This window comes from Ruegeria sp. CJ6, assembly GCF_056536665.1.
Map to the genome: position 1 here is coordinate 354,619 of NZ_JBQFQB010000004.1, position 20,503 is coordinate 375,121.

General features: G+C 58.6%; 19 protein-coding genes. 8 read left to right on the forward strand and 11 right to left on the reverse strand.

Annotated elements, in window-relative coordinates:
• Positions 1-10: 10 nt before the first annotated feature.
• Genes ACR0BT_RS14110 through cobU form a run of 3 tightly spaced genes read right to left on the reverse strand, consistent with a single transcriptional unit; the run spans position 11 to position 2,050 of the window.
• Positions 11-895: a glutathione S-transferase N-terminal domain-containing protein gene (locus ACR0BT_RS14110; protein WP_480763413.1), complete on the reverse strand. Its 885-nt coding sequence runs from the start codon at positions 893-895 to the stop codon at positions 11-13.
• Between the two features lie 58 nt (positions 896-953).
• Positions 954-1,532, reverse strand: coding sequence for a histidine phosphatase family protein (locus tag ACR0BT_RS14115; RefSeq protein ID WP_170408306.1), 579 nt, complete (start codon positions 1,530-1,532; stop codon positions 954-956).
• Entirely contained in the window at positions 1,529-2,050 is a 522-nt protein-coding gene (gene cobU / locus ACR0BT_RS14120; protein ID WP_170465962.1) for a bifunctional adenosylcobinamide kinase/adenosylcobinamide-phosphate guanylyltransferase, read from the reverse strand. Before cobU ends, ACR0BT_RS14115 begins: the two co-directional genes overlap by 4 nt.
• A gap of 103 nt (positions 2,051-2,153) precedes the next feature.
• Between cobU and ACR0BT_RS14125 the strand changes: the two genes are divergently transcribed.
• The 6 genes from ACR0BT_RS14125 to ACR0BT_RS14150 all read left to right on the forward strand — a co-directional run bounded on the left by ACR0BT_RS14125 (position 2,154) and on the right by ACR0BT_RS14150 (position 8,729).
• Complete coding sequence (locus ACR0BT_RS14125) at positions 2,154-3,032, forward strand: RNA polymerase factor sigma-32 (RefSeq protein ID WP_480763414.1); 879 nt, start codon at positions 2,154-2,156, stop codon at positions 3,030-3,032.
• Complete coding sequence (locus ACR0BT_RS14130; RefSeq protein WP_480763415.1) at positions 3,029-3,850, forward strand: ChaN family lipoprotein; 822 nt, start codon at positions 3,029-3,031, stop codon at positions 3,848-3,850. The genes ACR0BT_RS14125 and ACR0BT_RS14130 overlap by 4 nt, the downstream gene beginning before the upstream one ends.
• Before the next feature lie 63 nt (positions 3,851-3,913).
• Positions 3,914-5,110 (forward strand): bifunctional phosphopantothenoylcysteine decarboxylase/phosphopantothenate--cysteine ligase CoaBC, encoded by a 1,197-nt coding sequence (gene coaBC / locus ACR0BT_RS14135; protein WP_480763416.1) that lies wholly within the window; start codon positions 3,914-3,916, stop codon positions 5,108-5,110.
• Positions 5,111-5,136: 26 nt separating this feature from the next.
• Positions 5,137-5,592, forward strand: coding sequence for a dUTP diphosphatase (gene dut / locus ACR0BT_RS14140; RefSeq protein ID WP_480763418.1), 456 nt, complete (start codon positions 5,137-5,139; stop codon positions 5,590-5,592).
• Entirely contained in the window at positions 5,592-6,638 is a 1,047-nt protein-coding gene (locus ACR0BT_RS14145; RefSeq protein ID WP_480763419.1) for a HesA/MoeB/ThiF family protein, read from the forward strand. The genes dut and ACR0BT_RS14145 overlap by 1 nt, the downstream gene beginning before the upstream one ends.
• 75 nt (positions 6,639-6,713) lie before the next feature.
• A complete protein-coding gene (locus tag ACR0BT_RS14150) occupies positions 6,714-8,729 on the forward strand; it encodes a M3 family metallopeptidase (RefSeq protein ID WP_480763420.1) in 2,016 nt (671 codons plus the stop codon).
• On the opposite strand, the gene ACR0BT_RS14155 is transcribed toward ACR0BT_RS14150, so the two are convergent.
• Genes ACR0BT_RS14155 through ACR0BT_RS14180 form a run of 6 tightly spaced genes read right to left on the reverse strand, consistent with a single transcriptional unit; the run spans position 8,726 to position 15,285 of the window.
• Complete coding sequence (locus tag ACR0BT_RS14155; RefSeq protein ID WP_223117564.1) at positions 8,726-9,658, reverse strand: 2-hydroxyacid dehydrogenase; 933 nt, start codon at positions 9,656-9,658, stop codon at positions 8,726-8,728. The genes ACR0BT_RS14150 and ACR0BT_RS14155 overlap by 4 nt on opposite strands.
• A gap of 10 nt (positions 9,659-9,668) precedes the next feature.
• On the reverse strand, positions 9,669-10,808 hold the full coding sequence (gene rodA, locus ACR0BT_RS14160) for a rod shape-determining protein RodA (protein ID WP_170395892.1): 1,140 nt from the start codon (positions 10,806-10,808) through the stop codon (positions 9,669-9,671).
• Positions 10,805-12,754, reverse strand: coding sequence for a penicillin-binding protein 2 (mrdA, locus tag ACR0BT_RS14165; RefSeq protein ID WP_170818619.1), 1,950 nt, complete (start codon positions 12,752-12,754; stop codon positions 10,805-10,807). The genes rodA and mrdA overlap by 4 nt, the downstream gene beginning before the upstream one ends.
• A complete protein-coding gene (locus tag ACR0BT_RS14170; protein WP_170597301.1) occupies positions 12,751-13,287 on the reverse strand; it encodes a rod shape-determining protein MreD in 537 nt (178 codons plus the stop codon). The genes mrdA and ACR0BT_RS14170 overlap by 4 nt, the downstream gene beginning before the upstream one ends.
• On the reverse strand, positions 13,280-14,182 hold the full coding sequence (gene mreC, locus ACR0BT_RS14175) for a rod shape-determining protein MreC (RefSeq protein ID WP_170423788.1): 903 nt from the start codon (positions 14,180-14,182) through the stop codon (positions 13,280-13,282). The genes ACR0BT_RS14170 and mreC overlap by 8 nt, the downstream gene beginning before the upstream one ends.
• Positions 14,183-14,238: 56 nt before the next feature.
• The gene (locus ACR0BT_RS14180) at positions 14,239-15,285 is read right to left on the reverse strand and encodes a rod shape-determining protein (protein ID WP_039523195.1); all 1,047 of its coding nucleotides are present in this window, start codon (positions 15,283-15,285) and stop codon (positions 14,239-14,241) included.
• A 154-nt stretch (positions 15,286-15,439) separates the two neighbouring features.
• On the opposite strand from ACR0BT_RS14180, the gene ACR0BT_RS14185 reads away from it, so the two are divergent.
• Positions 15,440-16,225: a 23S rRNA (adenine(2030)-N(6))-methyltransferase RlmJ gene (locus ACR0BT_RS14185; RefSeq protein ID WP_480763421.1), complete on the forward strand. Its 786-nt coding sequence runs from the start codon at positions 15,440-15,442 to the stop codon at positions 16,223-16,225.
• 172 nt (positions 16,226-16,397) lie between these two features.
• Here ACR0BT_RS14185 and ACR0BT_RS14190 read toward each other — a convergent pair whose 3' ends face one another.
• Positions 16,398-17,969, reverse strand: coding sequence for a 2-isopropylmalate synthase (locus ACR0BT_RS14190; RefSeq protein WP_170597303.1), 1,572 nt, complete (start codon positions 17,967-17,969; stop codon positions 16,398-16,400).
• A gap of 276 nt (positions 17,970-18,245) precedes the next feature.
• Between ACR0BT_RS14190 and ACR0BT_RS14195 the strand changes: the two genes are divergently transcribed.
• Positions 18,246-18,911, forward strand: a complete 666-nt coding sequence (locus ACR0BT_RS14195; protein WP_170395904.1) for an SDR family NAD(P)-dependent oxidoreductase — start codon at positions 18,246-18,248, stop codon at positions 18,909-18,911.
• Positions 18,912-18,918: 7 nt separating this feature from the next.
• Here ACR0BT_RS14195 and ACR0BT_RS14200 read toward each other — a convergent pair whose 3' ends face one another.
• Complete coding sequence (locus tag ACR0BT_RS14200) at positions 18,919-20,424, reverse strand: MORN repeat-containing protein (RefSeq protein WP_480736989.1); 1,506 nt, start codon at positions 20,422-20,424, stop codon at positions 18,919-18,921.
• Between the last annotated feature and the right edge of the window lie 79 nt (positions 20,425-20,503).

Genomic DNA, 20,503 nt, shown 5'->3' on the forward strand with positions numbered 1-20,503 from the left:
TGGCTGCAGTTTAAGAATCGTTAACGTCAGCAACCATCGCCGTAAATTTCGGCCACGCCTCAGGGTCAGAAACGGTCTTGTCTCGGCAAAACGGATTACAAAAGCCCCAAATCTTGCCATCGAGTTCCAGATAGTCTTGTACAGGCTTGCCGGAATAGGGGCAGGCTGTGTTGACCGAGGGGCCTGTGCTGACTGCCAATGCCCCTGAATCCCCGCCAATTGGCCAGCTATGTGCGGGAAGGTCTTGCGGATACGGGAAGGGCTCATACGCGACCGTCATGCCCATGGCGCGCCATTGTCGAACTGCGATATCCGAGAGCAGGTGCATGCAGTATGCGCGATTGTCTTCGGAGACTGGCAGTCCGTAGCCAATAATTCGCGCAGCGACCGGCGTGTAGAAAACATCAGCCAGAGAATAGGCACCAAACAGCGGGCCCGACGCGGCGCCAGAGACCTTCCGTGCATGGGCCCAGAGGGTTTCGATCCGCTGCAAATCAGTCATCGTTTCAGGTGAAGGTTTGAACCCTTCCCAGCAATGTTTCAACTGCATGGGGCATTGCCCCCGCAGCGCTGTGAAACCGGCTACCATTTCAGCGCAAAGCCACCGTGCTGTGGCGCGCGCTGCGGGGTCTGACGGCCAAAGCCCCGCTTCGAGGTGACGTTCGGCCAATGTCTCTGCCATTGCGAGGCTTTCGCCGACCACGGTTCCATCTGGAAGACGCAGCGCAGGAACAAGGCGCGCCGGGGCCAGTGGTTCCATATCCGCCGCCATGGTGCCGGAATAAAGGCCAATCATATGGGTGCGGTATGGCAGGCCGAATTTCTCAAGCATTAGCCATCCGCGCATGGACCAGCTGGAGAACAACCGGTCACCGATAAAGAGATCATATGTCATACAGCAACGATGTCGGACAGAGACGCGTCGGTAAATCAGAGATTTGTGCGCACACTTATCACGGTCGGTGATTAATCCGACCTACGGTCCAACCATCGTTATGGCGCGTGATCTCGGTGACGGACAGGTTGTCGATGCGGTGACCAAACGCGTGTTGGGCGTCCACGTCCAGAGCGCGTTGGACCTGAGTCAGGATCACTCCGAAATGGGCGACCAGGACTAGGTCACATCCGGTATGGGCCGCGATCAGGGTGTCGACGACCCTATCGACACGCGCGCGGACCTCATTCCAGCTTTCCCCGTTTGGAGGCCTGACCTCGCCCGGATTATCCCAGTAGGCAAAGCAAAGCTCGGGATCTTCCGCCTCGATCTCGGCGAAGGGGCGCATCTCCCAGTTGCCGAAATTAATTTCGCGCAGATCGCGGTGGTGCGGAAGGCGGAGTCGCGTGCCTTGAATGGCGCTGGCCGTATCGCTGGCGCGTGACAAGTCTGATGAGATTACGACGGCATTGGAAGGCAGATGCGCATCAAGCCGTGCAATCGCGGCCTTATCACTCAAGTCGGCAGGAAGGTCGGACCAGCCTACCATAGTTTTAGCATGGGTGGGGCCGTGCCGTACCAAATGCAGGCGCGTCATAGGGGTTGTCCTTTGAGAACCAGCGGCAGCCCGGCCGTAACCTGCACCACCCGATCTGCCTGCGCAGCCAGAGCGATGTTCAGCCGTCCCTGCGCCTCGCGGAATCGACGGGAAAGGGCGTTGTCGGGGACGATCCCGTGGCCCACCTCGTTTGATACGATAACGATCTGGGCGGCACAGGTCTTCATCGCCTCAAGCAGTCCGGCCTGTGCTTCCTCTAGGTTATTCTCTGCCAGCAGGTGATTTGTCAGCCACATGGTTGCACAATCGATCAGGCAAATCTGATCATTTGTCAGCTTGGCGAGTTCCGGCGATAGATCAAATGGCGCTTCGATCGTCGTCCACCCGCTGCCGCGTTGTGCAATATGTTGCCTGATTTTTAGGCGCATCTCGTCATCAAACACTTGTGATGTCGCAAGGTAAACGCGGTTTTTCCCAGTTGAAACAGCAAGTTGCTCCGCAAAAGCAGATTTTCCGGATGCCGCCCCGCCCAAGATAAAGGTTAAATCGGCATGCACTTTTATTACCTTTCTGGTGATCCACCCGGTTTTGTCCTGCGTATCGACCACAAGTCGGCAAGGCAAGCCCGGCCCATCGCCTGTGATAAAAGGGGAGAATTGCATGGCACTCGACAACGCACATGATTTTTCGATGTCCCGGCAGGCAATGAAGGCCGAGCTGCTGGATGCGGAGACTGAATTGGAACTGGCCTATGCCTGGCGCGACGAACGCGATGAGCAGGCGCTGCATCGCCTCATTACGGCTTATATGCGGCTGGCGATATCAATGGCGGCGAAATTCAAACGCTACGGCGCGCCGATGAATGATCTGATTCAGGAGGCGGGACTGGGCTTGATGAAAGCCGCCGACAAGTTCGATCCGGATCGGGGTGTGCGGTTTTCAACGTATGCAGTGTGGTGGATCAAGGCCAGCATTCAGGATTACGTGATGCGCAATTGGTCGATGGTGCGCACTGGTTCGACCTCTTCCCAGAAATCGCTGTTCTTCAACATGCGTCGGGTACAGGCGCGTCTGGAGCGCGAAGCCGCGACTGAGGGGCTGGAGCTGGATCGCCATCAGTTGCATCAGAAGATTGCCGCCGAAATCGGAGTCCCGCTGCGTGATGTCGAGATGATGGAAGGCCGTCTGGCAGGGTCCGATTTCTCGCTGAATGCGGTGCAGTCTGCAGATGAGGACGGGCGCGAGTGGATTGATGCGCTGGAAGATGACAGCGAACAAGCCGCCGAGGTAGTAGAGAACAGCCACGACAACCAGCAACTGCGCGAATGGCTGGTGGCGGCGATGCAAGCTTTGAACGATCGCGAGCGGTTTATCGTTCGCGAAAGAAAACTGCGTGAGCCTGCCCGGACGCTGGAAAGTCTTGGGAAAGAGCTTGGCCTGTCGAAAGAGCGTGTGCGCCAGCTCGAGGCGGCAGCGTTCACAAAGATGCGCAAGAACCTTGAAGCGCAATCGCGCGAGGTGCAACACTTCTTCGCATGAAACCTCTTGCGATTCTTACAGCTTTTGTGTTGCTCGCCACTTTGCCTCAAACGGTTCGAGCTGCTGAATTTATCCCTCAGGACGTGTTGGCCGACATGCGGGGCGCGGATGTCGTCATTCTGGGCGAGATACATGACAACCCTCAGCATCATCTGGTCCAAGCCGAAGCAGTTGAGGCAATCACGCCCACGGCGGTTGTCTGGGAGATGGTGACCGAAGAAGGTGCTCAGCGGTTGGCTCAAAAAGCGGCAACCAATCCCGAGGAGCTGTCCCGAATTCTGCGCTGGGCAGAATCCGGCTGGCCGCCTCTCAGAATGTACTACCCCATTTTTCAGGCCGCGGATGTGCCGGTGTATGGCGCGATGGTTCCGCGTGAAGCGGCCCGGGCTGCTATGGAACGCGGGGCGGCCACAGCGTTGGGGGCTGATGCGGCCAGATATGGATTGACTGTACCCCTGTCGGATGAAGATCAAGCCGCACGCGAGGCTGATCAACTGGCGGCACATTGCGATGCATTGCCCGCTGAAGTTCTACCGCAGATGGTAGCCATTCAACGTCTGAGGGACGCTGTGTTGACCCGAGCCATTCTGCGCGCCACCGACGAAACTGGTGGGCCTGTCGCGGTCATCACTGGCAATGGCCATGCCCGTAAGGATCGCGGAATTCCGACTTTTCTGTCGCGACTGCGCCCCGGTTTGAAGGTCTTTGTACTTGGACAATCCGAAGATGGGGTCGTGAGCGGGGATTTTGATGCTGTTATCGATAGCCCCACGGCCGAGCGAGAAGACCCCTGCAAAGCCTTTGAGGTGCAGAATTAACTGCTGGAACTGCCCGCCAGCGTTGCCTAATGTCAGGGCCGACCGGGACGGGAAGGGCGAGCCATGCTGTCATCGAAACGTATTCTGCTGATTATCGGCGGTGGGATTGCGGCCTACAAGTCGCTGGACCTGATCCGGCGGTTGCGGGAACGTGGTGCGGCGGTCACGCCGGTTTTGACGCGTGCTGCCGAAGAATTCGTAACTCCGTTATCCGTGTCTGCCCTGGCCGGTGAAAAGGTCTATCGAGATCTCTTTGATCTGACCGATGAAGCTGAGATGGGTCATATTCAGCTTTCCCGTTCGGCTGATCTGATCGTGGTTGCTCCGGCAACGGCCGATCTGATGGGTAAGATGGCAGGCGGGTTGGCTAATGATCTGGCCTCGACCCTTTTGATGGCGACCGATACGCCGGTTCTGTGTGCGCCTGCGATGAATGTCCGCATGTGGGAGCATCCCGCAACCCGGCGTAACCATGCGCAACTGGAAGCAGACGGCGTGCGTTTTGTCGGCCCCAACGAAGGCGATATGGCTTGCGGTGAATACGGTCCGGGCCGCATGTCGGAGCCACTTGAAATTGTCGCAGCGATCGAGGCGCAGTTCGGGGATGGGCCTTTGGCTGGCAGACGTATTCTGGTGACCTCGGGCCCGACACATGAACCAATTGATCCGGTACGATACATCGCCAACCGATCGTCGGGCGCTCAGGGAACAGCTGTTGCACGCGCGCTATCTGCGCTGGGTGCCGATGTTACATTTATTACGGGTCCGGCTGACGTGCCTCCTCCAGACGGCGTGAAGGTCGTGCGTGTAGAGACCGCGCTGCAAATGTCGGATGCGGTCGACGCAGCGCTTCCGGTGGATGCGGGGGTATTTGCAGCTGCAGTGGCCGATTGGCGGGTATCCAGTGCCTCGGACCGGAAGCTGAAGAAAAGCCGCGACGGGGTGCCTGCGCTAGAGTTTGCCGAGAATCCCGACATTTTGAAGCGCATCGCGCGAATGGGAAGTGGCAGGCCCGTTTTGGTGGTGGGTTTTGCCGCCGAAACAGACAACGTGATCGAACATGCTACGGCCAAACGTGCCCGCAAGGGCTGTGACTGGATCGTTGCGAATGATGTCAGCCCCGCGACAGGTATCATGGGCGGTTCTGAGAATGCGGTGATCCTGATCTCAGAGCAAGGTGCCGAAGAATGGCCGCGTATGGGCAAGGATGATGTGGCAAAGCGGTTAGCAGCCAAGATCGCCGGCGCGTTGACCAGATAGCAGCCATAAAGACAAGAGGTACAGGTATGGTGGCAATTCGCGTTATCCGAGAGGAGGGGGCTGACCCGTTGGTGCCCTTGCCTTCATACGAAACCGAGGGTGCTGCCGGGGCGGATGTGCGCGCCAATCTGCCGGATGGTACGTCTATTATTCTGGAACCGGGCCGTCGTGCGCTGATACCGACAGGCCTTAGGATCGAAATTCCGCAGGGGTTCGAGGTTCAGGTGCGTCCACGATCGGGCCTTGCCTTGAAACACGGGATCACCTTGCCCAACACTCCGGGTACAATCGACAGCGACTATCGCGGGCCATTGGGCGTGATCGTGATGAACGCGGGTCAGGACCCCTTCGAGATTGCGCATGGCGAACGTATCGCGCAACTGATCGTTGCACCGGTGGTGCAGGCCATGTTCCAGGACGTTGAGGCTCTGACCGAGACTGATCGCGGCGCGGGCGGGTTCGGTTCAACCGGGCGGGGCTGATGCTGCTGGTTCTGATCCTTGCTGCCGGGCTTTGGGGTGTTGGCTATATTGCCGGGGTGTCGCGCAGCGCGCGGCTGGTTTCTGTTGGCGCGCTCCTGACAGGCGTGATTATTGCTCAACTTCTGCTGCCCGAGGGTAACCCGTTGCGTCAGGCAACCGGCGGGTCGGCAGCGATGTGGCTGATCCTCGCTGGAGCGGCTGTGCTGGTTCTGCTTTATGGGCGGGGTTTGAAGGCGTTGCGAAATCGCGCCGCGTCCGGCCAGACGTCGGAGCCCGCCAAGCCATCCGAACAGTTCAGCGAGACCGAGCTTGAACGCTATGCCCGCCACATCGTTCTGCGTGAACTGGGCGGTCCCGGCCAAAAGCGAATGAAACAGGCGCGCGTGCTGGTAATCGGTGCGGGGGGGCTCGGCGCGCCCGCCCTGCAATATTTGGCTGCCGCCGGAGTGGGAACAATCGGCGTGATCGACGATGACGTGGTCGAGAACGCCAACCTACAGCGGCAAGTGATCCACCGCGACGCAGATATCGGCATGCCCAAAGTGTTCTCGGCCCAGCAGGCGATGGTGGCGCAGAATCCCAACGTGGTCGTCTTGCCGTACCACCGTCGCCTGACCGAAGAGATTGCAGCAGATCTGTTTGCTGATTTTGATCTGATCCTCGACGGCACTGACAATTTCGACACCCGCTACCTTGCAAACCGTACGGCGGTTGCACTGGGAAAACCCCTGATATCTGGCGCGCTGTCGCAGTGGGAAGGGCAGCTCAGCGTCTTTGACCCTGCCACCACCGGCCCATGTTATCAGTGCATTTTCCCCGAAGCACCCGCCCCCGGCCTTGCGCCTTCTTGCGCCGAGGCTGGAGTAATCGGCCCACTGCCGGGTGTGGTCGGCTCGATGATGGCGGTTGAGGCGATCAAGGTGATCACCGGCGCCGGGCAGGCATTGCGAGGTGAGATGTTGATCTACGATGCGCTATACGGCGAAAGCCGCAAGATCACCCTGGCGCGTCGCACCGATTGCCCGATCTGCGGGGCATCTCATTAAGGTGGGCTCAAATTTTCGGGTAGCTCTGGATCATTTCGACGGGTGGTCTTAGCTATGAGGTCAAAGGAGACCTCAATGACCAATCCGATCCTTTCTGACTGGAACACGCCTTTCGAAATCGCACCGTTTGACACAATCTCGGATGATGATTTTTCCCCCGCGCTGAAACAGGCGATGCACGCACATGATGCCGAGATTGAGGCGATAGCAGCGAGCCCGGACACGCCCACATTCGCCAATACGATCGAAGCGCTGGAGGCTGCAGGCGAGCAGATGGATAAGGTTCTGTCGGTCTTTTTCACCGTTGCAGGTGCGGACAGCAACCCCAAGCGTGAAGAACTGCAACGCGAATTTTCGCCCAAGCTGGCGGCACACTACTCGCGCATCTCATCAAACAAAGCACTGTTTAAGCGCGTGGCGGATTTATGGGACCGGCGCGATAATCTGGACCTGACCGATGAACAGGCGCGCGTTTTGATGCTGTCTCATCGCGGGTTCGTGCGGGCGGGGGCGGCGTTGACCGGCGAGGACGATGCGAGAATGCAAGAGATCAAGGCCCGTTTGGCGTCTCTGGGCACGTCCTTCACGCAGAACTTGCTGGCGGATGAACGCGACTGGTTCATGGATTTGACCGAAGAAGACCAGCAAGGCTTGCCGGATTTTGTTATCGATGCAGCGCGCGCAGCGGGTCAGGAAAAGGGGGCGGATGGCCCGGTGGTGACCCTCTCTCGGTCGATTATCGTGCCCTTTCTGCAATTCTCGCCCCGCCGGGATTTGCGTGCAAAGGCTTATCGCGCGTGGACTGCACGGGGGGCAAATGGAGGTGAGACCGACAACCGCGAGATTGCGGCGGACATCCTGCGCCTGCGCGAAGAACGCGCCAAGCTGCTGGGGTATGCCAGCTTCGCCGCCTACAAGCTTGAGACCGAGATGGCCCGCACACCAGATCGCGTGCGAGAGCTGCTGCTGGATGTGTGGGAGCCCGCCAAATCCCGCGCCGACGCAGATGCCGAGGTGCTGACGGCAATGATGCAAGAGGATGGCGTAAATGGCCCGCTGGAGGCGTGGGATTGGCGCTACTATGCCGAGAAACGCCGCAAGGCCGAACATGATCTCGATGAAGCGGCGCTGAAGCCGTACCTGCAACTGGACCGGATGATCGAGGCGTCTTTCGCCTGCGCCACACGGCTGTTCGGGCTGGAGTTCGCGCCGCTTGATGTGCCGCTCTATCATCCCGATTGCCGTGCGTGGGAGGTGACCCGTGACGGGCAGCATATTGCGGTGTTCATCGGTGACTACTTTGCACGCGGATCGAAACGGTCGGGTGCATGGTGCAGCGCAATGCGCGGGCAGGCGAAATACCCGAAAGAACAGGCTCCGGTCGTGATCAACGTCTGTAACTTTGCCAAAGGTGAACCAGCGCTTTTGTCCTATGATGACGCCCGAACGTTGTTTCACGAGTTCGGCCATGCCCTGCACCAGATGCTGTCCAATGTGACCTATGAGAGCATCTCGGGCACCTCGGTGGCACGTGATTTCGTTGAACTGCCCAGCCAGCTTTACGAACACTGGCTGGAAGTGCCCGAGGTATTGGCTGAGTTCGCGACCCACGCCGAAACCGGCGCGCCGATGCCGCAAGAGATGTTGGACAAAGTTCTGCAAGCGGCCAATTTCGATCAGGGGTTTCAGACGGTGGAATATGTTGCCTCGGCCCTGGTCGATCTGGCGTTTCATGAGGGGGCTGCCCCCGCTGATCCGATGGAGAAACAGGCCGAGGTGCTGGCCGAAATCGGCATGCCTCGGGCCATTGGAATGCGCCACGCCACCCCGCATTTCGCCCATGTCTTTGCAGGCGACGGTTATAGCGCGGGCTATTACAGTTATATGTGGTCCGAAGTCATGGATGCCGACGCCTTTGCTGCCTTTGAAGAAGCGGGCGGTGCGTTTGATCCCGAACGCGCCAAGGCACTGGAGGAACACATCCTTTCAACTGGCGGATCCCGCGAGGCGGAAGAGCTGTATCTGGCCTTCCGTGGACGTCTGCCTGGCGTCGAAGCCTTGCTGAAAGGCCGCGGGCTGATCGCGGCCTAGTACCCAAGCTTTCGGTCGACGAGGTGGAGAAAGGGTTCACCCGCTTCACCTCGGCGAATGTTCTCGCAGATCACCTGAGCTGCGGTAACAGGTCTGGTTTCCGAGGCGATATGCGGCGTCACCGTCACATTGGGATGTGCCCAATAGGGATGCTCGGTCGGCAGGGGTTCGGTGCGGAAGACATCCAGCGTGGCGTGCCCGACCTGCCCTGAATTCAGCGCGGCCAGCAGGGCCTCATCATCGATAAGCGGCCCGCGACCCGGGTTGATGATCTTGGCCCCTTCCGGCAACAGCGCCAGTGTTTCGGCGTTGAGCGTGTTTTCGGTCGCCGGAGTATCTGGCAGCAGCAAAACCACTATCTCGACCTGGGACAGCGCATCGCGCAGCCCGTTCTTACCATGCAGACAGGTCACGCCGGGAATAGTCTTGGCGGTACGGCTCCAACCGATGACATGGAAATTCAACGCTGCCAACGCGTGGGCCGATGCTTCACCCAATGCGCCCAAACCCAAGATGCAGACGGTGCGTTGCTGGGCCAGTGGTGGCGCATCAGGTGTCCAGACCCCATCCTGTAGCGTAATGTGTTGGTCCATCCCAAGGTGATAGCGCAGCACATGGCCCACCACCCATTCCGTCATGCCTTGCGTTAAACCCCCGTCAACCATACGCGCCAGCGGAACGGTCAAGGTTTCATTGCCCGAGATTTTCTCAACCCCCGCCCAGAGGCTCAGCACCGCCTTGAGCCGTGTAAAGGGGGTGAAATCCTGTACCCCTCCGTTCGGGGCGTAAACGATGTAGTCGACCTGATCTGCAGGGATGTCCGTGGCCAGATGAAAATCTAGCCCTGCGTCCGACAAGTATAGATGCATCAGAGCTTCATACTCAGGCCACAACTCAGGGCGCGCGGAAAACAGGACATTCACGGGCATGGGAAACCTTTCAGCGGGGACGATGTATATGGGCGCTTTGAACGATGCCAAAGGCGGCCATCAGGACCAGCATGGCCGAGCCGCCATAACTGACCATCGGCAGCGGTACTCCGACCACTGGGGCCAGCCCCATCACCATCGACATATTGACGGCAAAGAACAGGAAGAAATTCAGCGCGATCCCAAGTGTCACCAGAGACGAGAAACGATCCTTGGTCGACAGCGCCGTGACCATGCAGAAGATCAGGATCAGACCGTAAAGGATCAACAGTGTGATGCCGCCGACAAAGCCGAACTCTTCGGCCAAGGTGGTGAAGATGAAATCGGTGTGTTTTTCGGGCAGGAAGTTAAGACGTGATTGCGTTCCCTGCATGAAACCGCGCCCATTCCAGCCCCCCGAACCCAGAGCGATCTTCGATTGCGTGATGTGATATCCCGCTCCCAACGGATCGGTTGAAGGATCCAGAAACGTATCGATGCGTCGGAACTGGTAATCTTTGAGCAACTGCCATTCAGTCCCTCGGCTGTTGAACACCGCAGCAATCAGGCCAACCCCCGCTGCAATCACGGCAGCGAAATAGGCCCAATGCACCCCGGCAAGGAACATCAGACCACCACCAGCAGCCAATAACAGGATCGATGTGCCTAAGTCGGGCTGGCGCAGCACCATGAATGTCGGGATCAGGATCAGAATGACCGGGATAATCACCCAGAGCGGGCGCGAGGTTTTGTGCGCCGGAAGCCAGTCGTAATAAGCGGCCAGCACCATCACCAACGCCACTTTCATTACTTCTGAGGGTTGCAGCCGCATGAAGCCCAGATCAATCCAGCGCTGCGCCCCCATGCCGATCGTTCCAAACAGTTCGACCACGATCAGTAGACCGATCGCGCCCAGATAGGCCACAACCGACATGTTCCGCCAGAACCAGATAGGCACAAGCGCGATGATAAACATGGCTGCCAAGCCCAGACCGAACCGTTCCATTTGCGGTTCCGCCCACGGCATCCAGGATCCACCCGCGACCGAGTAGAGCATCAGGAACCCCGCGCTTGCCACGCTGATCAGCAACAGGGTGAGCGGCCAGTTCATATAAAGGAACTTGCGAAACCCCGACGGCGTGGATTTGACGGCATATTCAAGATAGCTCATGCGCGGTCCTTCTCGTCAGGACGCGCTTTGGGGCGACGGTCACCCTCCAGCCGTTTCTGTTGTTCTTTGATGCGCTCTCGGTCTCCGGCCGGATACGCCTCGAGCGGTGGCGTGCCATCGTAGAGTGCCTGCAGCATGATATCGCGCGCCACTGGGGCCGCGGCTTTGGAGCCGCCGCCGCCGTGTTCCACCACCACAGCCACAGCGTATTTCGGATTGTCATAGGGGGCGAAGCTGACGAACAGGGCATGGTCTCGACGCTCCCATGGCAGGTCTTCGTTTCGGATCACACCTGCGGCGCGTTCTGCCTTGGTAATATTGCGCACCTGACTGGTGCCGGTTTTGCCTGCCATGCGGAACTCATCGGCGATGATGCGACTGCGATACGCGGTGCCACGCCTGTTATTCGAGACTGTGAACATGGCTTTGCGCACTTGCTCAAGGTTGTTGCGGTTCACCTGCAGCGGTTCACCCGCGCCCGAGGGCTGCTCAACCCCATTGATTGATCGAACAAGGCGTGGTTGCACGGCGCGACCTGTCGCCAAACGCGCGGTCATCACGGCCAATTGAAGTGGTGAGGCAAGCATGAACCCCTGACCGATCGACGCGTTTGCAGTGTCACCCACCAGCCAGTCCTGTCCGTGAACCCGCTGCTTCCATTCCTGATTGGGGGCAAGCCCGGCAGCAACGGCAGACATCGGAATGTCATGTTTGATACCCAGTCCGAAGGTGCGTGCCATCTCGGAAATCCTGTCGATCCCGACGCGTATTGCCACGTCGTAATAGTAGACGTCGCAACTGCGCTTCAGCGAGGTTTCAAGGTCAACCGTCCCGTGCCCGCCGCGTTTCCAGCAGTGAAAGCGGCGGCTGCCCACTTTCATGTGACCCGGACAGTACACCGTGCTGGAAGGGCTGATCACCCCGGCTTCGAGCGCAGCCATGGCGGTAATCATTTTGAAAGTCGATCCAGGAGGGTAGGTGCCCTGCACCGTTTTATTGGCAAGCGGGCGATACTTGTCCTGCGTTAGCATCTGATAGTCCGCCACCGAGATCCCACGCACGAACAGGTTCGGATCGAAGCTGGGGGCCGAGCTGATGGCGCGGATGTCGCCGGTTTCGCAATCGATCACGACCGCAGCGGCGCTTTCCCCAGCCAATCGCGCCTGCGCGTATTGCTGCAGATTGGCGTCGACTGACAATTGCAAATCTGCCCCGGCTTCGCCAATCTGACGGTCCAGCTCGCGCATCACCCGGCCTGTGGCGTTGACCTCAACCCGCTTGGCGCCCGCCTTACCGCGCAATGTGATCTCTTGCTTGGCTTCCAGCCCGACCTTACCGATCTGAAACCTTGGAATACGTAGTACCGGTTCAGGGTCTTCAATTTGGCTTAGATCGTAATCGCTGACCGGGCCGACATAGCCGACGACGTGGGCAAAATCCTCGTAACGTGGATACTGGCGCGTCATGCCGACCTCGGGCGTGACACCAGGCAGTGCGGGGGCATTGACCGCGACTTTCGAGATATCCTCCCACGTTACTTGATCGGCCAGCGTGACCGGCAGAAACGGGGCCGATCGACGCATCTCGGTTTTGGCACGTTCGATCTCATCCTCGGTCAATGGGATCAGTTCCGAAAGCTTGGCGATAACCTTGTCGATATCGCCTGCATCCTCGCGCACGATGACGATGCGATAGGACTGAGAGTTTAATCCTATGATCTGCCCGTTCCGGTCATATATCCGGCCCCGGGTTGGTGGGATCAGACGGATGTTGATCCGGTTTTCTTCGGCCAGCAGACGGTATTCATCCGCTTGATCCACCTGCATGAACCGCATCCGGGCTGCCAGCCCCCCGATAAAGGCCGCTTGTAGCCCACCGAGGATCAAGGCGCGGCGCGGCAAACGTTTGTAAGCAAGGCCCTTGGGCTTTGGTTTGCGCTGCTTCATGGCCGCACCCTTGGCATCGTGCTGTCGGCAACAGATTTGCGCCTAACGCCAAATACAGTTTGGCTCATCAAAACCATCACAGGATAGATTGCGATTGTCAGAATAACTTGCACCACTACCGGTCCCAGAGTTGCCTGTTGCACCGAGAGGATAGCAAGAATGAGTCGATTGAGCACAAACACAACCGTGATCACGGCCCCGACGGTTGCCCATTCGCCCACAAACCCGCTGTCTTTCATGCCAGCTGCAGTGGAATGAAGATAGGCTGCACCCAGAACCACTAACGCAGCAAGCAACCCGGGTGGGCGTTGCAACAGCAAATCGGCCATGAACATGACCATGGCAATGATCAGGATCGGAATATATTCCGGCCGCCGCAGCACCCATGCGTAGGTAAGAGCGATCAGTATGTCAGGAAAGGGCAGGCGATCAGGTTTTGTATCCAGCGGCAACAGGTGCAGAAACACCACAAATACCGCCAGAGCGACATAGAGACCGCGCTTGGCCCACAGATCTGAGACCGACCTATCCATCATTGACCTCGGATGGGGTCAAGGATGCTTCGGGTTGACGGGGGCCGACGATATCACCGGATTCCGTGATTGGTGGGGCCGACTGATAGCGTAGTACGCGCAGAAACTCGAGCCGCTCGAAATCTGCCGACAGCCGCACGCGCAACCTGCCACCGGGATCAACCGTGATTTGACCGATCAGCAAGCCACCGGGGAACACGCCACCATCGCCTGATGTAACGACCCGGTCGCCCGGTCGCACGAGTTCCCGGTTTTCCAGAAACTCCACCGCAGGGGCTGAAGTATTGTCTCCTGCGATCAGCGCCGTCTGCCCCGAAGGCTGGATCGTCGCCGGGATCGCGCTTGAGGCATCGGTCATCAGAATTACGCGGGCGGTATCGGGGCCCACGCCCGAAATACGTCCGACCACGCCGATCCCATCCATCGTAGCCCAGCCATCCACAATCCCGTCACGCTCGCCTACGTTCAGCAGCACAGATTGCCGGAAGGGTGAGCCGCTATCCGCCATCACCACCCCGGTGACATAGGTCAGGCGCGGATCGAGCCGAACATTGTTAAGGTCCAGCAGGCGGGCGTTTTCCTGTTCCAGCTGCAGCGCGGCCTCTTTCCAGGCGCGCATCAGGCGCAGCTCGCTGCGCAATTCCTGGTTCTGCTCGCTGAGCCGCTGATAGCTTTGGAAATCACGAGACAGGTTCACCAGCGCAGTGACCGGGACCATTGCCCACTCCATCGAGGGGACTACCGTATCCACCACCTGCGCGCGGAACCGTTCCACTCGCGGGCTGTCGATGCGCCAGATCAGGAAGATACCCAGCAGGCACAGGACCACGATCCCCAGCAGCAGGCGGCGCAAAGGGGTCGTGTATTCGTCGCGCTGTGAACGGTCTTTTGCCACAGGTTACCTTCCCGTGCTGCTCGTGCCCGAGTTCTCACCCCATCAGGGTGCGCGCCTTAGCTTTCGTAGTCAATCGCGTGGCGCAGTTGTTTTTCGTATTCGAGTGCTTTGCCCGTGCCCAAAGCCACACAATTCAGGCTTTCATCAGCAATAGAAACTGCCAAACCGGTCTGCTCGCGCAGCGCCAGATCCAGATCGCCCAGCAAAGCTCCGCCTCCGGTCAGCATAACACCCCGGTCCACGATATCAGCCGCCAGATCGGGCGGCGTGGTTTCCAGAGCTGTCATCACCGCCTCGCAAATCTGCTGCACGGGTTCAGACAGTGCTTCGGCCACCTGAGCCTGACTGATCTCGATTTCCTTCGGTACACCATTCAACAAGTCGCGCCCGCGAATATGCATCGACTGGCCACGCCCGTCGTCTGGCATCCGTGCGGTACCGATGGTGGTCTTGATCCGTTCCGCAGTTGATTCACCCACCAGCAGGTTCTGTTGACGCCGCAGGTACGAGATGATCGCCTCATCCATCCGGTCGCCACCAACGCGGACTGAGCGGGCATAGACGATGTCGCCCAGCGACAGAACCGCAACCTCGGTGGTCCCGCCGCCGATATCCACAACCATGTTGCCGGTTGGATCGGTGATCGGCATTCCTGCACCAATCGCAGCGGCAATCGGTTCGGCAATCAGGCCCGCGCGGCGCGCGCCTGCAGACAGAACCGACTGGCGGATTGCGCGTTTTTCAACCGGGGTTGCGCCATGAGGGACGCAAACGATGATCTTAGGTTTCGAGAATGTCGAGCGTTTATGCACCTTGCGGATAAAATGCTTGATCATCTCTTCGGCGGTGTCGAAGTCCGCGATGACGCCCTCGCGCATCGGACGGATGGCTTCAATGGAGCCGGGGGTCCGGCCCAACATCAGCTTGGCGTCCTCGCCAACAGCAAGGACTTTCTTGACCCCATCCTTGACGTGGTAGGCAACGACCGAGGGCTCAGACAGGATCACTCCGCGCCCTTTGACATAAACCAGCGTGTTAGCTGTTCCAAGGTCGATAGCCATGTCCGCTGTGAACAGGCCGCCCAGATTGCCAAAGATGCCCATATTTCCCTGATCCCGTTTGTCAGAATTTCCACTGCCCGCGACTCGACGGTTCCGGGACGGATGCCTTATAGGGTGCCAACTCGCCCGGTTAAAGGGCTGATTCCGCGACAATCAGCACCTTTCCGCCTTATTGATGGGGACTTTAGAAGGCATAATGCTCTCATATCAACACATTTACCACGCTGGAAATCTGGCTGATGTGCAAAAGCACGCTTTATTGGCGTGGACGCTGCGTTATTTGACCCAAAAGGACAAACCCCTCAGCTATATCGAAACGCACTCCGGGCGTGGACTATATCACCTTGACGCGGCTGAGGCGGTTCGAACGGGTGAAGCTGTCGCCGGGATCGGGCGCGTCAGGCGCGAAGGTTGGTTTGATTCCGATCATCCAATGGCGCGGGTGCTGGATACCATACAGGCCAGTCACGGCGTGCAAGCGTATCCCGGTTCACCCCTGATTGCGGCCAACCTGTTGCGAAAACAGGATAGCCTGCATTTCGCCGAGCTGCATCCGCAGGAACATACGGCACTTTCACTGGCGCTGTCTCCTTTCGGGGCGAAGGTCTATCGGCAGGATGGGCTTGAGTTGGCCCAATCGTTGCTGCCTCCGACCCCGAGGCGGGGAATGGTGCTGATCGATCCAAGTTATGAAGTGAAAGCCGAGTATGACCGCTTTCCCGGGGTGATCGCGAAGCTGCACCGCAAATGGAATGTGGGTGTGATCGCACTTTGGTATCCAATCCTGACGGACGCACGTCACAAGGCTATGATTTCGTCTCTGAAATCCGCTGGATATCCCAAAACGATTTGCCATGAGGTCAGGTTCCCTCCGGCGCGGGAAGGTCATCGCATGGTCGGATCAGGTATGTTCATGTTGAATGCGCCCTTCGGGATCGAAGACGAAACGCGCCGCTTGTCGGAGCTGTTCGCTCAGCTTTGAAAAGCAAGAATTAAACAGGGAAAGCTCCCGCTCCGTTTGCCTGCATCAAAGATGCCGTCAAACGCGTTGGGCCCGGCAGCGCGCCAGAGGCGCGCTGCCGGGCCCAAAACCCAAGAAGGGTCGGCGAAGCCGGGCCGCCGCGGGTGCGGGAGCCATTCGCCTTACCCTTCAATCAGGTCAGGTCTTTGTAGCTGATCTCGCGTGTATCTGCTCCCGGACCAGCCTTTTCACGACGCATGATCAGGCGGTTCAGCGCGTGGATATAGGCTTTGGCCGACGCAACCACCGTATCTGTATTTGCAGACTGACCGGTGGCGATCATACCATCCTCTTCCAGACGGACCGAAACCGTGGCTTGCGCGTCCGTACCTTCGGTTACCGCGTGCACCTGATACAGTTGCAGCCGCGCAGTGTTGGGATAGATCGCCCGGATCGCCCGGAAGGTTGCGTCGACTGGGCCGTCACCGTTTTCCGTGGCGATCCTGTCTGCACCCTCTACTTCCAGCTCGACCGTCGCTTCGGCCTGACCTCCGGTACCGCAGGTCACTTTCATCGACACCAGTTGCAGGTGATCGTCCGCTTCGTCGTCGACGCTCATTAACGCGATGAGGTCATCGTCAAAGACTTCTTTCTTGCGGTCGGCCAGATCCTTGAAGCGCACAAAAATGTCTTTGAGCTGGTTGTCACCAACCTCATACCCCAGCGTTTCGAGCTTATCGCGCAGCGCAGCGCGGCCCGAATGCTTGCCCAGCGGCAAAGAGGTGCCAGAGAGCCCAATGTCTTCAGGGCGCATGATCTCGAAGTTTTCGCGGTTCTTCAGCATGCCATCCTGATGGATGCCGCTTTCATGGGCAAATGCGTTCTTTCCAACGATGGCCTTGTTGAACTGCACCGGAAATCCGGCCACGGTCGCGACCCGGCGTGAAATATGCATGATCTTGGTGGTGTCGATGCCAGTATGCCACGGCATGATGTCGTTGCGTGTGCGCAACGCCATCACAACTTCTTCCAGCGCGGTGTTGCCTGCGCGTTCACCCAACCCGTTTATGGTGCATTCGATCTGACGCGCACCACCTGCGACCGCTGCCAGAGAGTTCGCTGTCGCCATGCCAAGGTCGTTGTGGCAGTGGGTGGCAAAGATTACCTCATCCGCGCCGGGAACCGTCTCGATCAGGCGCTTGATCAGATCTGCAGACTCGACCGGGGCAGTATAACCGACAGTATCGGGGATATTGATCGTGGTGGCGCCAGCCTTGATTGCAATCTCGATCACACGGCACAAATAATCCCATTCGGTCCGGGTCGCATCCATCGGCGACCACTGCACGTTTTCGCAAAGGTTGCGCGCGTGGCTGACCGTTTCGTGGATCTTGTCGGCCATCTCGTCTTGCGTCAGATTTGGTATCGCCCGGTGCAGCGGAGAGGTGCCTATGAAGGTGTGAATACGGTTCTTCTCGGCGTTTTTCACGGCCTCCCAACATCGGTCGATATCGGCGAAATTGGCGCGGGCCAGACCACAGATGCGGCTGTTCTTCGACCGCTCGGCAATCTCGGACACCGCTTTGAAGTCGCCTTCCGATGCAATGGGGAATCCGGCTTCGATGATGTCGACGCCCATCTCATCCAGAAGCTCGGCAATTTCGAGCTTTTCGTTGTGGGTCATGGTCGCGCCGGGGCTCTGCTCGCCGTCGCGCAAGGTGGTGTCGAAGATCACGACGCGGTCTTGGTCGGTCACGTTTGTCATGGGGTTCTCTTTCTTCTTCTGTCCTAAAGCCTCTTGGCGCGCGGGCGTCCTCCTCTGAGCGGGCGCGCCGGATGGCACGCTCAGAGGCGGATTAGGATCAGTAGACCACGCAGCAACGCGCCGCTGGGTGCGGCGTTTGCAAAAGCGATATCTGCGCGGTTGATCATGGGGATCAGCTTATACAGGGCGCGCGGCGAATGAAAAGCGGGAAATTTACGGGGGAACAAAAATGACGGTGGAGTTGAAGCGATGAAGCTTCCGGCTAACTTCTCGAGCATGAAAACAGCATTAATCATCGGAGCTTCTGGCGGTATCGGGCGCGCTTTGAATGACCACCTGACAACGGATGGTGTCAAAGTCACCCGACTGGCCAGATCAACGGATGGGTTTGACCTGACCGACCCGGATGGCGCAGAGCGTATGCTGGCGTCCCTTTCTGATCCGTTTGATCTGATCCTGGTAGCCTCAGGGGCGCTTGAGATTAACGGTATGGGTCCGGAAAAATCTATGCGCACCTTGTCCGCGAAGGCGATGATGGACCAGTTTGCACTGAACGCAGTTGGCCCGGCCTTGGTGTTGAAGCACGTGCACCGCCTGCTGCCACGCGACCGCAGATCGGTGATCGCCGTGCTGTCGGCCCGGGTTGGTTCAATCGGGGACAACCGGCTGGGTGGGTGGGTCAGTTATCGTGCGGCCAAGGCGGCTGTGAATCAGATAGTACATACGGCTGCCATCGAATTGGCGCGCACGCACAAACAGGCCATATGTGTCGCTTTGCACCCCGGAACAGTCAAAACGGCCTTTACCGAAAAGTACCTTGCCCGCCACCCGGCTGTTGAACCCAATGAGGCCGCAGCCAATCTGCTGTCCGTAATCAATGGACTCACCCCAGCTGACTCGGGCAGTTTTTACGATTGGGCTGGTAAGCGCGTGCCTTGGTAGGGCTGATTTAGCCGTCGTTTATATCCGGGTCTGTCGCGTCAGGGGCGGGCGCGTCGGGGCTAGAGTCTGGCTCAGTGGTTTCAGCACCCGCAGCGGGGGTTTCGGGGGCAGTCTCTGTTTCGGTCGCCAGCGTGTCATTTTCCCAGACGCCGGTCTCAACCTCGCCGCCCGCGAAACGCATCGTGCCGTCACCATGGCGTTTGTTTTCCAGGAAATTGCCCTCATAGACATCCCCGGTCTCATAGGTGGCGGTTCCAAAGCCAGTGATCTTGCCGTCGGCCCAGTCGCCTGTGTAGCTGTACCCGCCCGGTCGGGTCAGTGTTCCCTTGCCGTGACGCTTGCCATTCAGAAAATCGCCTTCGTAAATGATCCCGTCCGGAAACGTAGCCTTGCCCTTACCCTGCCGGACGCCGTCTTCCCAATCGCCATCATAGCGATAGCCATTTGCAAAGGTCAGAATACCTTTGCCGTCGAAGCGCGCGTTTTTGAACTGGCCCGTATAAGCCGTTCCGTTGGGATAGGTTGCCGTGCCGGTGCCCTCAAAAATCCCGGCGATCCAGTTGCCGTCGTAAACTGATCCGTCGGGGTATGTCGTTTGCCCCTTGCCATGAGGCAGGTCATCCAGAAAGTCGCCGATATAGACCGAACCATCGGGATAGAGCATCTCACCCAGGCCCTCAATCTGGCCCTTTTGCCAGGCACCTGTGTACGCAAACCCGTCGCTGCCCTTGTAGGTGCCCTGACCATGGCGCTGGTCGTCAGAATAGTCGCCTTCATAGGTCGCACCGTTGGCATAGATGGACTTGCCTTTGCCCTGTCGGCGATTTTCGACCATTTCGCCTTCGTAGACATCTCCGTTTGGTTGAACCAAACGGCCTGTTCCGGCCATCTGGTCGTTGGCCCAGGACCCAGCATAAGTCATGCCGTCGACCCAGACCTGACTGCCCTGACCATGCCGTTGCCCGCCATTCAAGTCGCCCTCATAGGTACTTCCATCGGCGTAGGTGATCTTGGCGCTGCCGGTTTTCTGGCCGTTTACCCAGTCGCCCTCATAAACCGAGCCATCCGGGCCGGTCAGCACGCCGTGACCGTGATATCTGGCGTCCTTGAAGCCGCCCTCGTATCGCGAGCCGTTGGAATATGTCGCGATACCGGTACCGTTTATCGTGCCGTTGGCCCACTCGCCCTCATAGGACTGGCCATCAGAATAGACGATTTTGCCGCGCCCTTCTGGTTGGCCCTTGGTGAATGTCCCTTCATAGACAGAGCCATTGGCGTAGCGCGCGGTGCCTTGTCCTTGAATCTCGCCCTCGACCCATTGACCGGAATATTCAAAACCGTTCGGCAGGCGGTAAGTGCCGGTACCATGGCGCAGCCCGTTTTCGAACGTGCCCTCGTAGACACCTCCGACATCATCATCAGCGATGACAATCTGACCGTCCTGTTGGGCGATAGCAAAAGACGCCAGCATTGTAAGCGTTGCAGCGGTAAGGGATGTGCGGATCGCTTTCATTTTTGTACCTGCCTGCGGTGTTTGTGTTGGCGCAAAACTAAGATACCGCCGAGGGCAGAGCAACGGCTTTTGGCGCATT